We start from the raw sequence: 15,970 nt of genomic DNA on the forward strand, positions 1-15,970 counted from the left end.
ATAGATAATATAAAAATTAGTCTAAACTTGGTTGTATCACAATTGCTGCAGTGCGTTTAGCGCTAAATTACACAATGTAAGGAGCGACTCATGAAAGGCATAATATTTCGTAGTTTAGAAGAGCTGGTTGTAGAAAATTTGGGAATGGGCGCCTGGAATGCCTTATTGGATGAACATAGCCCCGATCACCGCAGTTATGTTTCGGCCGTTTCTTACCCGGACGAGGAGCTATTTGCACTGGCAAATGGCGTTGCAACTAAAATGGCTTTGCCGCTGCCCGAAGTACTTGGCGTGTTCGGGCGCTTTTTGTTCGGGTCTTTGGCAGCAAAACATCCTACTGTGTTGGCTGAGCTGGATACATTTGAAAAGTTGATTCTGGCGATAGACAGTGTGATCCATGTGGAGGTCGCAAAATTATATGATGAACCGAACCTGCCGCAGATAGATGCCAAAATCGTCAATGACAGCGAGATAGTTGTTGAATATCGCTCCCCCCGCAAGCTCTGCTTCTGCGCGGAAGGACTGATTTATGGTGCTGCGGATCACTATAACAAGCAAATAGAGATTTCACACACCAGTTGTATGCATAATGAGGATGACCACTGCCATTTTGTCGTGACCATGCTCTCCTGAACCAGTGCTAATCTTTGCGGGTGGTTTGATAAGAGGTTCAAAGGGTCGGCTTGGCACGCTCAATTAGCCGCGTAATCGTATAGAGGTTTTTTATGGCTCAAAACGACAACGAGTATTACAAAGCGTATCAGCGAGAAAAACAAGCCAGGGATGAGCTTGAAACCTTGCTCGAGGATAAAACTCGCTCTTTATACCTTGCTAATCAAGAACTAGAGGCCAATCTGGCGCAACTCAAGCGTCAGCACGCAGCGATTTTGCAAAGCGAGAAGATGGCAACTTTGGGTGTCATGTCTGCCGGTGTGGCACACGAAATCAATAATCCACTGGCCTACGTTAACAGTAATATCAGTGCCCTTGGTCAGGTGGCTGAGGGCGTGTCAGATTTAATCAAAGCCAGTCAGCGGTTTGCTGATAATGGACTGGACCAGCAAGCATTCAAAGAAACAGTAAAGGCACTTGAGGCACAATACCAGTTGGGCTTTTTTGCCGAAGATGCACAAGAGCTGATTGAGGATTGTCATGACGGCTGTCAGCGTATTGCCGTCATTGTGGCAAGCCTGCTCGATTTTGCCCGGCCTAAAAACAATGAATTTGTGATGGCGGATATGACAGAAGCGATTGACAGTGCGCTGGGTCTGCTTGCTAATCAACTTAAACACATTGAACTGGTTGTTGAAAAAGCCGAAATTCCGTTGAGTTTTTGCAATTTGGCAGCGCTAAATCAGGTGATTATTAACCTTCTGATCAATGCCAAATATGCTTGTGAGCAGGCAAAGACAAAGGGTATCTGTCAAACGCCACTGATCAAGCTCTTGCTGCGACACGCCAATAGGCAGCTGCTGATCGAGGTGATAGACAATGGCACAGGCATAGAAGAAAGTCAGATAGAGCATGTTTTCGAGCCTTTTTTCACCACTAAGCCTGTCGGTCAGGGCACTGGCATGGGCTTGGCTGTTGCCTATGGGATTGTTTCTGAGCACAAAGGCACGATTAACATCGAAAGCAAGCCTAACCAAGGCACTAAAGTGACCGTTACTCTGCCTGTCTGCACGCCTGATTAAATACCCCCCCGACACTTATCTATCTATTTCGCTCCACAGATCCCTTTACTTTGCTGTTGTTTGTAACACTTAAAGGTCCAAATGTGCTCCACACCTTACTGTTAACGTTGACGTTAACGTGATGTTTCTGGTCTGACCTGGGTAGTTTTGTATATAACCGTTGGTTATATAGTATTCCCAAAATTAACGGTGGATTTGGAGTCTCATGGATAAATAAAACTTATCCGAATAGATAAGTTTTTCTTTTGTTTGTTTCTGATATGCACTTAACTGGTTGTAATTAATGCAATAGGCCAGGGAATCCAAATTGTAATATATGAATTTAACTCATTCAATGCTTCCAAGAAGGCATTGCGAAAAAGTCCATTCATTTGAATAATTGGTAGTTAAAAAGGATGGGTTTTAGATTTGTTCTGGTTAAAAAGTAGTCGCGCTTACGTTGACGTACTTCAATTCTATGTTAGCTTTACTTTAAAAATGTTAATCACTAAAACGGTAAAGGTTGAAGAAAATATGAAAACGAGAAACAAATTCAAGGTGGCAATGCAGCTCAGTGCAATCGCTATTGCTATAGGAGCAACACAGGCCCAGGCATATGATTGTACCGGACTTAACCCCTGGCAGTCGGGCACCGCGTACACAGCGGGTCAACAGGTAGAGCAGGATAATAATGCTTATGAAGCCAACTGGTGGACTCGCTCTGAGCCTGCGACAAATTCGGGTGACTGGCAGGAGTGGACTTGGTTGGGGCAATGTGACAGCGTTGTCGAAAATAATCCGCCTGTCGCCAGTAACTTACAACCTATCGCGGGCACTGAATTTGTCGCTAATGACAGCGTTGCCATCAGTGTGAAAGCAGTTGATGCCGATGGTTCAGTGAGCAAGGTTGAGTTCTTTGTAGATGGCGCTTTGATTGCCACTGACGTAAGCGGCACCGCGGATATGTTTGACGCCCAATGGAGCGCCAGTGTGGGTACTCATGACATCAGTGCCACGGCATACGATGACAAAGGCGCCGCATCAAACGTGTTGACTAGCCAGATCGTTGTAAAACCAGCAGATACCGGCAATAAAGCGCCTGAAGCGCAGCTTACGGTTAAGAGCCAGCCTGCAGAGTTGGTGGTTGGTTCGCAAGTGGTTTTCGGCCTGTCGGGTAGCGATATGGATGGCCAGGTCACTAAGTTAACGTTTACGGTAGATGGCGTTGAGGTGGTTACAACCAATGGCAGTGCAACGGACCACACCTGGACGGCGCAGCAGCTCGGACCGGTGACATTTACTTTAACGGTAACCGACGATAAAGGCGCTACGGCAAGTGTTTCTCAAACGCTGACGGTTGTAGAGCAAGGCCAGGGAGGTCGTGATGATTGTAAACCGGAAGGGTTATTCCAGACTCCGGGTGTCAATACGCCTTATTGTACGATTTACGATGTAAACGGTCGTGAGAAAATGGGTAACGATCACCCTCGTCGTGTTATCGGTTACTTCACTAGCTGGCGTAACGGCGCAAATGGCCAACCATCTTACCTTGTGAATGATATTCCATGGGACAAGATCACGCATATCAACTACGCATTTGCCCATGTCGATGCTAACAACAAAGTGTCGATTGGCGATCCGGCTGCTCCCGGTAACCCGGCAACAAACATGGAGTGGCCTGGTGAGGCTGGTGCAGAGATGGACCCAGCATTGCCTTATAAAGGTCATTTCAACCTGCTGAACAAATATAAAAAGCTATACCCGGATGTTAAAACCTTAATTTCAGTGGGCGGCTGGGCAGAAACCGGCGGCTACTTTGGCAGCGATGGCAAACGCGTTAACAGCGGTGGTTTCTATACGATGACAACCAACGCCGACGGTAGTGTCAACCAGGCTGGTATTGACGCGTTTGCAGCAAGTGCCGTGGAATTCATTCGTACCTATGGCTTTGATGGTGTTGATATCGACTATGAATACCCAACGTCAATGAACGACGCTGGTCACCCGGATGATTTCCCCATTTCTAACGCATTACGCGCGGGATTGAATGCCTCTTATCAGGTGCTAATGAAGCGCCTACGTGAAGAGCTGGATAAAGCCGGTCAGCAGGATGGCAAGCACTACATGTTGACCATTGCTTCGCCGTCTTCAGGTTATCTGCTGCGTGGTATGGAGACCTTCCAGGTTACTAAATATCTGGACTATGTGAACATCATGTCTTACGACTTGCACGGTGCATGGAACCAGCATGCTGGTCACAATGCATCTTTGTTTGATACCGGTGAAGATTCAGAGCTAAAAGCATGGAATGTTTACGGCACCGCTGAATTTGAAGGTATCGGCTACCTGAATACCGACTGGGCCGTGAAGTACTTCCGTGGTGCGCTGTCTGCGGGCCGTATTAACATAGGTATCCCTTACTATACGCGCGGCTTTAAAGATGTGCAGGGTGGCACTAACGGCTTGTGGGGTCAGGCAGCCTTCCCAGATCAGGCAAACTGTCCGCCGGGCACAGGTAAAGGTGAAAAGAACAAGTGCGGCAACGGTGCAGTAGGTATCGATAACCTCTGGCATGACAAGAATGACGTTGGGCTGGAAGTACCTGCCGGCTCTAACCCGCTATGGCATGTTAAGAACCTGCAATCAGGTGTATTAGGAAGTTACCTTGCTGACTATGGTCTAAACCCGGTTACAGACCCCGCTGATGCACTCACTGGCACATACACACGTCATTATGACTCTGTCGCAGTTGCCCCGTGGTTATGGAATGCCGAGAAAAAAGTGTTCCTGTCGATTGAAGATGAAGAGTCAATGGGCACTAAGGTTGACTACGTAATAAACAATGGACTGGGCGGTATCATGTTCTGGGAGCTGGCTGGTGACTTTGATTATGATGCAGCGAAGGGCGAGTACTTTATGGGTTCAAGCCTGACTACGCTGGCCTATAACAAGTTCAACCAGTCCGGCGCGCCTTATGATATTCACCCGGGCAACGTGAACTTCCAGGTACCGGCAGAAGCGGTCGATGTCAGCTTTACGGCTAAGGACTTCCCTCTTGGCGATGATAACTATCCGATTGCACCGACATTTGCCTTTACCAATAACTCTGCAATCGATTTGTCAGGTGCGAAGATCACCTTTGATGTGCCAGTTGCTACTTCTGCAATCTTCAAGTCTAACTGGAATGCGCAGGAAAAACTGGGCATGGCGGTTGAAGTGAATGCCTCAAACGCAGCCGGAAACAACATTGGCGGATTCGAAAATGAATTCCACCGCTTCTCTATCACGCTGGTTGACGAGTGGGGCAACATTCCAAAATCGTTCGCGCCGGGTGAAACGGTCAATGCGCAGGTGATGTATTACATGCCTATCACAGGTCCGGTTAACTTCGTGGCTGAGAAAGATGGAAAGCGTTACGCCTTTAAGTTTGAGTACCCGCAACTACCTGATGCAAAACCTGGTGACGGTAACGGCGGACCTATCACAAGCTGTGAAGGGGTGCCTATCTCACAAATCACGGTTTATCCGGAGTTTCCAAAGGGCAGTCATGCAGCTCAGGGCGATTTAATCATCGACGGCAATGGGGTGTACAAAGCGAAGTGGTGGAGCAACAAGCAACCATCGACCAGCTCAGATTATACCAAGGTTTGTAGTTTGTAACCGACCCATTTAATCCAAGGGGGCTTCGGCCCCTATGCTAGAGGCAAACTATGAAAACGTTTAAATCATTGTCACAGCAAACTGCAATCGGTGTTTTGGTGGTATCGGCACTGGGTTACAGCGAGCTGGCTGCCAGTCATGGCTATATGGACTTTCCAATGGCCAGACAGGCAATTTGTGAAGATCAGGGTGGCTACTGGTGGCCAGAAGACGGCTCGAATATTCCTAATGCCGCATGTCGGGCCGCTTATCTTGAGTCCGGGTACGTGCAGTTTATTCAGGAGCATGAATTTGCTGTCAATACGCCCGATTACAATAACCAACAGGCAGTAGAAAAGAATATTCCCGATGGCACCTTATGTGCGGCGGGTTCTTCTGAAAAGCGTGGCATGAACTTACCATCCGCAGACTGGCAAAAGACAGAGGTTCGTCCCAATGCAAACGGTGAGCTGGCAATTCGCTTTCACGCCACAACGCCACATAACCCGAGCTTCTGGAAGTTCTATTTGACCAAGCCCGGCTTTAACCCGGCTAGCGATGTCATGACCTGGGGCAACATAGACTTGATCACCGAAGTGGGTAACGTGGATTTCGTTAAAGACCCGGATGGCAAACGGATTTACGAAATGACCATTCAAATTCCTCAGGGACGCAGTGGCGACGCCATTTTGTATACTCGCTGGCAGCGTAACGACGTGGTTGGGGAAGGCTTTTACAATTGTAGCGATATCACCATTGTGGGCGACAGCCAGCCAAACGACTGGTACGGCGCGGGTTACTTTGTAAGTCGTGGCCAGAATGCCAATGTAGGCGATTTGATCTGGGCAAGGGTATTTGACCAAAACGGTCAGGAAATCGTTAAGCATTCGCTCGCTGTAACGGCACAAAACCAGGCTAACTGGGCGAGTACACTGGCAGGTCAGCTAAACACAAGCTATGCCAACGATGTCCGGGTGGGTGTCAAACAAGCCAATGGCGATGTGCTTTTTGACGACGCAAATTTGTTGAGTAATCAGGTGTTTGTGACGGATGCTGCGTACACCTATAACCTCACAATTGTGCCCAAAGCGCCCAACACACCACCTACGGTACACCAGCCAGAACCTGTGTTGATGGACGAAAACACGCAAGCTCAGGTACATGTGCATGCATTTGATGATGAGCAAACAGAGCTCACTTATAGTTGGGTTGTTCCTGCCGGGCTCTCAATGACAGGCAGTGGCGCCACCATTAGTTTACAAAGCGGCGAAGTCGCTGCGGATACTCAGTATACCGTGTCTGTGACGGTATCTGATGGCGAGCTAGAAACATCAAGAGACTTTAGTGTAACGGTCAAAGACGTGCCTGTGTCGACCTACCCACAGTGGCAGGTCTCAAATACGTATGTTGGCGGCGACAAAGTGTCTCATGGCGGCAAAAATTATGAAGCTAAGTGGTGGACCCGAGGTGAAGAGCCCGGTAAAGCCCAGGTCTGGAAAGCGCTGTAACCAGACTAAAGCTGATAAAGCGTTTTAAGCAGTACCAATAAATCATCCCCCCGGGGTTTGGATATAACATGTAAATAAGGTTGAGAAAGTAATGAAGATTAAACAGATTAGCACGGCGATTGGCTTAGCTCTGATGAGCGGTTCAGTATTAGCGGCTCCATCTACCCCTAGCCTGAGCTGGGAACCACAAGTGTATTCATTTGTTGATGTTGTACTTGATGGCAATGGCTCATACAAAGATCTGGTCACAGCCAAAGAGCAAGTCGACATTCAGATCAAATGGAATGCCTGGAGTGGTACTGGCGGCGACAGCTACAAAGTATATTTCGATAACCAGCTGGTTAATGAAGGTGTACTAGATGCAGGCACCAAAAGTGGCACTATCACTTTTCCATATACTCAGTCTGGTCGCCATACTTTGTATGTTGAGCTGTGCGACAGCACAGGTTGTGCAAGAAGTGCCGGTAAGGAGATAGTGATTGCTGACACAGACGGTGGCCACCTTGAGCCGCTGCCTATGGATGTAAATCCGAATAACCGTAACAACGGCACAATACCAGGCAAAGTAACGGGTGCTTACTTTGTCGAATGGGGGATTTATGGCCGTGACTTCGACGTCACCAACATTCCGGCGCAAAACCTGAGCCACTTGTTATATGGCTTTATTCCAATCTGTGGCGCTAACGAGTCACTTAAAGAAATTGAGAATGGTAACAGCTGGCGTGCATTGCAAAAAGCGTGTGCCGGTACTGCGGATTATGAAGTGGTGATCCACGACCCCTGGGCAGCTGTTCAAAAGACACTGCCGGGCGTTAACCAGAATGATCCAATTCGTGGTACTTACGCGCAGCTGATGGCACTCAAACAGCGTTATCCGGACCTTAAGATCTTGCCTTCTGTCGGTGGATGGACGCTGTCAGATCCGTTCCACGGCTTCACGACCAAAGCAAACCGTGATGTTTTCGTCGCTTCAATGAAGAAATTCCTGAAAACCTGGAAATTCTACGATGGTGTCGACATTGACTGGGAATTCCCGGGCGGTGATGGTCCCAACCCGGATCTGGGCGACCCTGTAAATGATGGTCCGGCTTATATTGCACTAATGGCCGAATTACGTGCCATGTTAGACGAGCTTGAAGCGGAAACCGGCCGCACTTACGAGCTGACGTCTGCAATAGGGTCAGGTTACGATAAGATTGAAGATGTTGATTACCAGGCAGCACAGCAGTACATGGATTATATCTTCGCAATGACCTACGACTTCTACGGCGGCTGGAACAATGTAACAGGTCATCAAACTGGTTTGTATTGTGGCTCACACCTGAGTCAGGATGAATGTAACGGCACAGGTGTTGATGATAACGGCGAGCCACGTAAAGGGCCTGCTTATACAGCACACAACGCGGTTCAACTATTATTACAGCAAGGCGTTAACTCGAAGAAAATCGTCATGGGTGCCGCTATGTATGGTCGTGGCTGGGAAGGCGTGATGGATCAAAACACTACCATCCCAGGCAACCCGATGACTGCACCTGGCAATGGTAAGTACACAGGCTCAACGTCAGAAGGCGTCTGGGAGCCTGGGATCATGGACTATAAGGCAATCGCTGCCAACCTGGTCGGTCCAAATGGGACAGGTCTCAACGGTTTTGAAGTAGGTTATGACGAACAGGCCGAAGCAGCGTATGTGTGGAACCGCAGCAATGGTAAATTACTAACGTTTGACAGCGCTCGCTCTGTTGAGGCCAAAGGTCGTTACGTCAACTTGTATGACCTGGGCGGCTTGTTTGCCTGGGAAATCGATGCGGATAACGGCGATATTCTCAATGCTATGTATGATGGCCTGACAGGAGGCGTACCTGTGAATAAGCCGCCGGTCGTTTCTGTTGACAGCAATGTCACAGTGCAATCGGGAGGTTCAATCACAGTCACTGCAACGGCTTCAGACCCGGATAACCAGCCGCTGACCTTTGCATGGAGTGCGCCAGCTGCCTTGACGCTCACAAATGCGACTACTGCCGCTGTTGGTGTGGCTGCACCGGTTGTGACTCAGGATACCGAGTATACACTAACTATCGCCGTTTCTGATGGTGAAGCGACCACAACACGCAATGTTACTGTACTGGTAAAAGCGCCTTCTACAGGCAATGACGCGCCAGTCGTAACACCCATTGCAGCACTGTCTCTGGCTGAAAACACCAGTGCGTCGGTACAAGTCAGCGCAACCGACCCCAATGGTGATGCCTTGACTTACACTTGGTCTGCAAGCAACGGTTTGACCGTCAATGGCCAGGGCGCAAGCGCAACAATTACGTCTCCAGAAGTCACTCAGGATACGACCTATCAGGTTACTGTTGCTGTGTCGGATGGTGTTGCTACGACTACAACATCATTTGATGTGACGGTCACAGACGCGGCGGTAGGTGCCGATCCTTGGGTAAGCAACAAAGTCTATGTAGGCGGCGACCGCGTTAGTCATCAGGGCAAGTTGTATGAAGCAAAGTGGTGGACTCGCGGTGAAGAACCTGGCAAAGCTATGGTCTGGAAAGCACTTTAAGTAAAGTTGATATCAGAGGCTGGAGTGTGCGCCTCTGATTGACCAAGGGATTGGCCAACAATAACCAATAAAGGCGCTCAGGCGCCTTTGTTTTCTGTCAGATATCCTTCATAATCTAGCTAATATCAATGATTGCTAGACGCCGTGCATTTAATTTTTCTGTTGTTTTTCCTACCCGTCGCTGCTTTTGCCAATTTACAGTGCGAAACGCGCTACAAGGTTGGTGTTGGTACCAGCTGGCCACCGTATGTGATGTATCGTGATACAGTCCCTTATGGTCTGGATGTCGACATTACCCGCAGAGTATTCGAAAAAGCTCAGCTTTGCATCGACTTTGTGCAGCTGCCGTCATCCGCACGCGGGATCACTGAGCTTTCCAAAGGCTTTATAGATATCTTGCCGTCTGCCAGTTTTAATACGCAAAGAGCCGAAGTCGCGTTTTTTAGTCAGGCGTATCGTCGTGAAAAAATGCGCTTGTTTACCCGTCAAAAAACGCTAAAAGAAGTTAGAAGCCTGACAGAGCTGTTCGCCGCTGAGCACACCTTTGTTGCCAATCCTGGTGCTTACTATGGAAAAGAGCTTGAACAGATCTTGAAGATAGCCTGGTACAAAGAACGCTTGCTGGAGGTGCCCAGCATTAGCCAGCGCATGCAACTGGTGAACAAAAAGCGTGTCGACTTCTTAATAGAAGATGAGTTCTCCGGTTACTATTACATTGAAGAGCTGGGGTTTGAGCAAATGCGGATCCACCCCTATGTCGTCAATGATAACGCCATTCATTTTATGTTAAGCCGCAAAACATTTAATAAACAGCAAATCAATAAGATCAATGCCGCGATTGAAGCGCTGCAAAGTGAAATAGCGGACTTGATCGATCAGTATGGGATAGATGCGGGGACGCGCGGGCGAAGCGCGAACCTGGAAGCGTTTTACGGAGTGTGAGATATGCGCAAAGCAGGCTTGTTAATGTGTATGCTAATGATGGTTTCTGCAACTACAGCGGCGAAAGAACTAAAGCCATACCGTTTTGACACCATGCAAATGAACCTGGATTCTTTGCTGTTTGACCGTCCAGAGCGAATCAAACCCGCTAAAAGTGACTTCAAGGTAACGCGCAGTATCGCCATGTCCAATGACGACGGATACCGGGCCGTGTTGCTCAGCATTGAGAATCTCTCTTCTGGCCGACGTATTCTGGAGCCGGAGCAGTTGATGGTGATTTATGCCGATGGCGCTGCGCAGCAGGTTAGTGCGTTGCCACACAAAGTAGTTCTGGAAGGCTATGAGCAGCGTAACTTTACGCTGGAGCTGGGTGCCAATGATTACCCGGTGATTGCGGTTGTCTCGGCCAATAGTACAGGATATTAGGGATGGGGTTAAAACAAATCAATCGGCTTCATGCGATTTCGCGCAAGCCTGCAAGAATAATTTTGGGGCTGATGAGTGGTACTTCTTTAGATGGCTTAGATATGGCCTTGTGCGAAGTAAGTGGGTCAGGCGCTGATACACAATGCAAACTGCTCAAGTTTACCACCATTGCGTACGACAACGATTTTAAAGATAAAGTCCGTGAGGTGTTTGCAAAAGACACGGTGAACTTTGAATATTTGACCTTACTAAATCCCTGGATAGGCCACTATCACGGCCAATTAATCAATCAAACCCTGTCGCAGTGGCAAGTCAGACATGAAGACATCGACCTGATAGCCAGTCATGGACAGACTGTATTTCATTGTCCCCATCATCAGCATGCTCATGAAGATTTTGGCAATGGTACCTTACAGCTGGGAGACGGCGATCAGGTTGCCACACAAACACAAATCATTACCGTTTCTGACTTTCGTCAAAAGCATATTGCAAAAGGGGGCGAGGGTGCGCCGCTTGCTCAGTACGGAGACTACCTGCTCTATCAAAACGAGCGGGTAAACCGTGTGTTGCTGAATCTGGGAGGGATTGCGAATTTTACCGTGCTGCCGCGAAACGCCACAGTGGAAGACGTTCAATGTTCAGACATTGGGCCGGGAAATACGCTTATGGATGCTTACTGTCAGCGTTATTTGGGCCAAGCTTATGATGAAGACGGCAAGCTGGCAAAGCAAGGGCGAGTCTGTACTAGCCTGCTTGAATCGTTAAAAGGCATCCCCTTTTTCCATTTCGATACACCCAAAACCACAGGTCCTGAAGTGTTCAGTTTGACTATGCTTGAGCAAAAACAAGCACTTTGCTCTGAGCCATTGTCTCACCAGGATGTGCTGGCGACCCTGAATGAACTAACCGCCTGGTGTGTGTTGGAGCACCTGAACGCATTACAGCTCGATGGGTCTACACAACTCCTACTCAGCGGCGGTGGCGCCCATAATGCATTGCTGGTCGAGAAGTTTAAATCGCGTTTGCCTGCTTGTTACGAGGTGACTGAGCTGTCGCAGGATGGGGTGTGTGTTGACTCAAAAGAAGCGGCATTATTTGCGGTCCTGGCAAATGAATGCGTAGCTGGAAGCGGGTTATTTTCGTTCGGTAAGATAAGCCTGCCGGGTTGAACCTAGCAGGGCGCTAAATTCATTACGCAGGTATCTGGCCACTGCCTGCAACATCCCGCTTGCCGTCTTTGTATTTTCTGCCACAGTCCACTCATCATCTTTGCGCGGATGTATGTCATAGGGCAGGCTGGCCATGTAATCCATACTGTTTTTAACGCGCTGCTTATAACCCAGTAAACTCAACTGCAGGTTGTATGACCCACTTTTGCCCGAGCCCTTCAGGGCTACCTCTACCTTACCAGTCATGATGTCTTTTTCTTTGAGCTTAAGTATGCCTACAAAGTCGACGTCGCGATTATCCTGGTGATTAGCTGTAATACGGATCTGGTTTCCTGACACCGCGTCTTGCGGCAGCTGACAAGAGACAATTAATTGATCTTGTTCTGTATAAAACTCCAGCTGATCAAACGGTGAGCCTTGCTCCAGAGAAAACAGCTGTTGTGCCTGGTCCTTGATATCAAAAGTTAAAGACCGTTTACGTGTATTCATGATTTTGCCGAGAAATTAAACTGGGATAATTATGCCGGGGCAATATGTCAAAATTATTAAAAAAGGGCTCCCAAATGAGCCCTTTTTCCGAGTACCTGAAAATGTTTTCAGGTCGAACTGTTTATTTGATAGCGAGCATCAGCAAGCCAGGCAGTACAAAGAACGAACCCAGTACATAACCAAATGCCGCAGATTTATTACGTGTACCAATTCGTGCCAGTTTCTCAGCAAGTTGTAGCGGAATTTCACGTAGTAGTGGTAAGCCGTAAATCAGCGCTACTGCGAAGACGTTAAACATAACGTGTACCAGTGCAATCGTCAGGGCAACTTCGGCATTAGGACCGGTGATAGAGGTCGCTGCCAGCAGTGCTGTGATAGTTGTACCAATGTTCGCACCCAGAGTGAATGGGTAGATTTGACGGGTGTTGAATACGCCGCTACCTGCCAGTGGGATCATCAGGCTGGTGGTTGTAGACGATGACTGAACCATAACAGTTACTACCGCACCTGAGCTGATACCAGCAACCGGGCCACGACCGATTGCGCTGTGTAGTAATTCTTTTGCACGGCCAACCAAAGCTTTCTTAAGGAGTTTACCAAGCGTAGTTACAGCGAACAGGATCATTGCGATACCGATAACAACCATTGCAACGCCAACCGCTTTACCATCAAGGAAGCTCACTGCGTCTTTAACCACGCCAACAGCCGGTTTTACCAGAGGTTTAATGAAGTTGTAGCTCTTAAGAGACAGATCTGCATCACCGACAAACAGGTGTGAAAGGGCGGCGGAGAACTTTTCCAACAGACCAAACATGATTTCCAGCGGCAGGAAGATAGCAACAGCGAACAGATTAAAGAAATCGTGCACTGTAGAGGCAGCAAAAGCACGCTGGAACTCTTCTTTGTCGCGAATATGACCAATCGATACCAGTGTATTGGTGATAGTAGTACCAATGTTTGCACCCATGATCATAGGAATAGCGATGCCTAACGGCAGACCACCTGCGACCAGACCTACAATAACTGATGTAACAGTAGAAGAAGATTGAACCAGAGCGGTGGCAAATGCACCCAGCATTAATGCGACGAATGGGTTTGTTGCGAATGCAAAAATTTCTTTAGCGCCTTCGGTGCCACCGGAAGCCAGTTTGAAACCACCACTGACGGTACCTACAGCGACTAATACGAGGTAGACCAGTAATGCAATCGCGGTCCAATTTAAGATCTTTGCAAAAAGAGAGGTTTGATTTTGTTCACTCATGATTTTACTCAGTTATGTCTGGCCAACTTATGTGGCACTTTGATGACGTTTTTATTTCAGGGCGGATTAAAACAAAGTTATATGACAGAAATATTTCAATGCGATTGTCATTTAACCGGGTACTCGAAATTAACGGGGGCAGTGTGGCATTTCGACCATGAAGAATTTATAGAAGTTTTTTTAAGTTTCTAATAAATAGTGCTATTTTGAATTTCGCAACAGTGTTACATTGATTTACATTACTCAGAAGGCGAAGTGTAATTTCGTCCGGACTCCACATTTCATACACGATTAAGACCTATGATAGTTACAAATGGTTACCGAGTCTTGTTCATGCGCTTTATCTTATTGCTTTTAATGGGGTGTTTTTTGCTCACGGGTCATACCGCTTTGGCAGGCCAGCAGCAAAGGATCCTTTTAGGTGACAATACTACTGAGCTCACGTTGCGTGATGCCAGCTTCTTCTATGATTACGATAAACAAATAAAAGAGGCTGACGATGTGCTCAGGTATGCCCAGCAGTTCCGAGCGTTGAGTGAGGTAGAAAAAAGGCCACAGCATGAACTGTATTCGAAATGGGCCTGGCTGAAGCTGGACAACCGAAGCAAGATTACCGACTGGGTGATGTCGTTCGGTTTTGCCAGATTGCCGAAGCTTGCCGTTTATGTACTTGAGGACGGCAGGTTCAAGCAAATACACACCCAAGATGCACACGCGCGCTTTGAGCAGCGGCCGATCCAGGACCCGCAAATGTATCTGCCCCTCGCTATTAAGCCGGGCCACAGCGAGTACTTGATTGAATTCCAGACCTTTGCCAATGCACCCGCCAATCTGCGCTTACATTCTCATGCCCATTACCTGTCGACGTCGCAATCAAGCATACTGACTAATGCCAGCCTTGCCGGGGTTGTTGCCGCCATTTTGCTGATTGTCATAGTAAACTTGGCCTTTAACCGCAACACCACAAATGTATTCTATGCTTTGTGGACCTTCCTGTTTTTACTCATCGTAATTGATATGGCAGGGTTTACTTTTCAGTATTTTTGGCCAAACCACGGCTTCTTTAGTGGTCAGTTTTCAATTGCGCTGATGGCCATTGTGCCGATATTCCACCTGTTGTTTGTACGTGGTTTTTTGCAGTTAAAACATTATCACCCTACGCTAAACACTATTTATGTAGCAGCAACCTGGTTGTACATTTTGCTCGTGCCTACCGCCCTGTATCTGCAAAGCGTTTATTATAACTTGTTGGCCAGTACCTTTGTTATCCCCTTGTTTGTCTACACCTGTGTATGGAGTTTCAGACAAAAAGGGCCGGGGATGCGTACCTTTACCTACAGCCTGATCAATCACCTGGTGTTTTTGAATCTGTTGACCATAGTCGGGGCCAGTTACGGTAACCTAATCGATTTATTTCAGATCACCTCGTTCATCAAGATTGGCTACCTAATCGAAGTGCTGCTGTTTACTGTGGCACTGGCGCTGCAACACAAATCCTTGCAGGGACAGTTAGTGCGACATTTGGAGCAGCAGGTTAACGCGCTCAATCGCACCGTAGTCAATGAAAGAGAGGTTGTGAACGAGCAGGTAAACCAGCTTAAGGCAAAAGAAGAGCAGCTGTTCACCGACTTGTCTCATGAGTTACGTACACCACTGACCGTGATGAGGATCCAGGTCGAGTCGTTGCAATATAATATTGTTGAAAACGTAGAAGATTCCTATGCCAAGTTAATGGCGAAAATTGACGAGCTGCATAAGTTTATCGATCAGCTAATGCTGGTTACCACAGACAAAGATGTGGCAAACATTCTGAATAAAGAAGATATAAAAGTTGCACACTTTATCAACGAAACGTTTCAGACCTGTATGACCTATGTGGACCCTAAAAAAGCCCGACTTGAAATCATTAACCGGCTCGATCCCCATTTTACTATGCAGTTTGATAGGCGCTCTATTGGTAACGCAATTTTAGAGGTGGTTAAAAATGCCCTAAAATATGGCGGCGACGGGGTTGATATTAAATTGAGTGCGCAAGTCACCGAGCAACATCTGGTACTGCGTATCGAAGATTCAGGCATGCCGCTGTCATACGATGCCCACAGGCAGCTATTTCAGCCATTGTTTCGCGAAGAAGCGTCACGCAGTTCCTTAAGTGGCGGTAAAGGCATGGGCCTGGCCGTATGCAAAAAGATAGTCGAATGTCATGGTGGTAAAATAGAGTCACATAATAGTCTGCTGGGTGGGCTATGCATTGAAATTATTCTGCCAACGTCCGAGGTCGATGTCGCCCTGGCGTAGAAAAGAGT

11 protein-coding genes are annotated in these 15,970 nt (G+C 47.8%); 9 read left to right on the plus strand and 2 right to left on the minus strand.

Annotated features, from left to right (window positions below; genetic code table 11):
- Window positions 1–90: 90 nt before the first annotated feature.
- The 8 genes from L1285_RS00920 to L1285_RS00955 all read left to right on the plus strand — a co-directional run bounded on the left by L1285_RS00920 (window position 91) and on the right by L1285_RS00955 (window position 11,914).
- The gene (locus L1285_RS00920) at window positions 91–633 is read left to right on the plus strand and encodes a heme NO-binding domain-containing protein (protein ID WP_235410594.1); all 543 of its coding nucleotides are present in this window, start codon (window positions 91–93) and stop codon (window positions 631–633) included.
- Window positions 634–725: 92 nt separating this feature from the next.
- Window positions 726–1,694: a sensor histidine kinase gene (locus L1285_RS00925; protein ID WP_235410595.1), complete on the plus strand. Its 969-nt coding sequence runs from the start codon at window positions 726–728 to the stop codon at window positions 1,692–1,694.
- A 513-nt stretch (window positions 1,695–2,207) separates the two neighbouring features.
- Window positions 2,208–5,333: a glycosyl hydrolase family 18 protein gene (locus tag L1285_RS00930; RefSeq protein WP_235410596.1), complete on the plus strand. Its 3,126-nt coding sequence runs from the start codon at window positions 2,208–2,210 to the stop codon at window positions 5,331–5,333.
- A gap of 50 nt (window positions 5,334–5,383) precedes the next feature.
- Entirely contained in the window at window positions 5,384–6,820 is a 1,437-nt protein-coding gene (locus L1285_RS00935; protein WP_235410597.1) for a lytic polysaccharide monooxygenase, read from the plus strand.
- Window positions 6,821–6,911: 91 nt separating this feature from the next.
- Window positions 6,912–9,377, plus strand: coding sequence for a glycosyl hydrolase family 18 protein (locus L1285_RS00940; RefSeq protein WP_235410598.1), 2,466 nt, complete (start codon window positions 6,912–6,914; stop codon window positions 9,375–9,377).
- A gap of 144 nt (window positions 9,378–9,521) precedes the next feature.
- The gene (locus L1285_RS00945) at window positions 9,522–10,319 is read left to right on the plus strand and encodes a substrate-binding periplasmic protein (protein ID WP_046005201.1); all 798 of its coding nucleotides are present in this window, start codon (window positions 9,522–9,524) and stop codon (window positions 10,317–10,319) included.
- A 3-nt stretch (window positions 10,320–10,322) separates the two neighbouring features.
- Window positions 10,323–10,745 carry a hypothetical protein gene (locus L1285_RS00950; RefSeq protein ID WP_235410599.1) on the plus strand — a complete coding sequence of 141 codons (423 nt, stop codon included), beginning with the start codon at window positions 10,323–10,325 and terminating at the stop codon, window positions 10,743–10,745.
- Window positions 10,746–10,747: 2 nt separating this feature from the next.
- Entirely contained in the window at window positions 10,748–11,914 is a 1,167-nt protein-coding gene (locus L1285_RS00955; RefSeq protein WP_235410600.1) for an anhydro-N-acetylmuramic acid kinase, read from the plus strand.
- Here L1285_RS00955 and L1285_RS00960 read toward each other — a convergent pair.
- Both L1285_RS00960 and L1285_RS00965 read right to left on the minus strand, forming a co-directional pair.
- On the minus strand, window positions 11,879–12,403 hold the full coding sequence (locus L1285_RS00960; protein ID WP_235410601.1) for a hypothetical protein: 525 nt from the start codon (window positions 12,401–12,403) through the stop codon (window positions 11,879–11,881). The genes L1285_RS00955 and L1285_RS00960 overlap by 36 nt on opposite strands.
- Before the next feature lie 121 nt (window positions 12,404–12,524).
- The gene (locus L1285_RS00965; RefSeq protein ID WP_125783875.1) at window positions 12,525–13,664 is read right to left on the minus strand and encodes a Na/Pi symporter; all 1,140 of its coding nucleotides are present in this window, start codon (window positions 13,662–13,664) and stop codon (window positions 12,525–12,527) included.
- Between the two features lie 300 nt (window positions 13,665–13,964).
- On the opposite strand from L1285_RS00965, the gene L1285_RS00970 reads away from it, so the two are divergent.
- Entirely contained in the window at window positions 13,965–15,962 is a 1,998-nt protein-coding gene (locus L1285_RS00970; RefSeq protein WP_235410602.1) for a sensor histidine kinase, read from the plus strand.
- The last annotated feature ends 8 nt before the right edge of the window (window positions 15,963–15,970 follow it).

This window comes from Pseudoalteromonas sp. DL2-H2.2, assembly GCF_021532535.1.
In the GTDB taxonomy this organism is placed as follows: domain Bacteria; phylum Pseudomonadota; class Gammaproteobacteria; order Enterobacterales; family Alteromonadaceae; genus Pseudoalteromonas; species Pseudoalteromonas rubra_A.

What these genes read in the sequence shown, in the direction of transcription:
- L1285_RS00920 (WP_235410594.1), top strand. Translation starts at nt 91, where the DNA reads ATGAAAGGCATAATATTTCGTAGTTTAGAAGAGCTGGTTGTAGAAAAT.
- L1285_RS00925 (WP_235410595.1), top strand. Translation starts at nt 726, where the DNA reads ATGGCTCAAAACGACAACGAGTATTACAAAGCGTATCAGCGAGAAAAA.
- L1285_RS00930 (WP_235410596.1), top strand. Translation starts at nt 2,208, where the DNA reads ATGAAAACGAGAAACAAATTCAAGGTGGCAATGCAGCTCAGTGCAATC.
- L1285_RS00935 (WP_235410597.1), top strand. Translation starts at nt 5,384, where the DNA reads ATGAAAACGTTTAAATCATTGTCACAGCAAACTGCAATCGGTGTTTTG.
- L1285_RS00940 (WP_235410598.1), top strand. Translation starts at nt 6,912, where the DNA reads ATGAAGATTAAACAGATTAGCACGGCGATTGGCTTAGCTCTGATGAGC.
- L1285_RS00950 (WP_235410599.1), top strand. Translation starts at nt 10,323, where the DNA reads ATGCGCAAAGCAGGCTTGTTAATGTGTATGCTAATGATGGTTTCTGCA.
- L1285_RS00955 (WP_235410600.1), top strand. Translation starts at nt 10,748, where the DNA reads ATGGGGTTAAAACAAATCAATCGGCTTCATGCGATTTCGCGCAAGCCT.
- L1285_RS00960 (WP_235410601.1), bottom strand. Translation starts at nt 12,403, where the DNA reads ATGAATACACGTAAACGGTCTTTAACTTTTGATATCAAGGACCAGGCA.
- L1285_RS00965 (WP_125783875.1), bottom strand. Translation starts at nt 13,664, where the DNA reads ATGAGTGAACAAAATCAAACCTCTCTTTTTGCAAAGATCTTAAATTGG.
- L1285_RS00970 (WP_235410602.1), top strand. Translation starts at nt 13,965, where the DNA reads ATGATAGTTACAAATGGTTACCGAGTCTTGTTCATGCGCTTTATCTTA.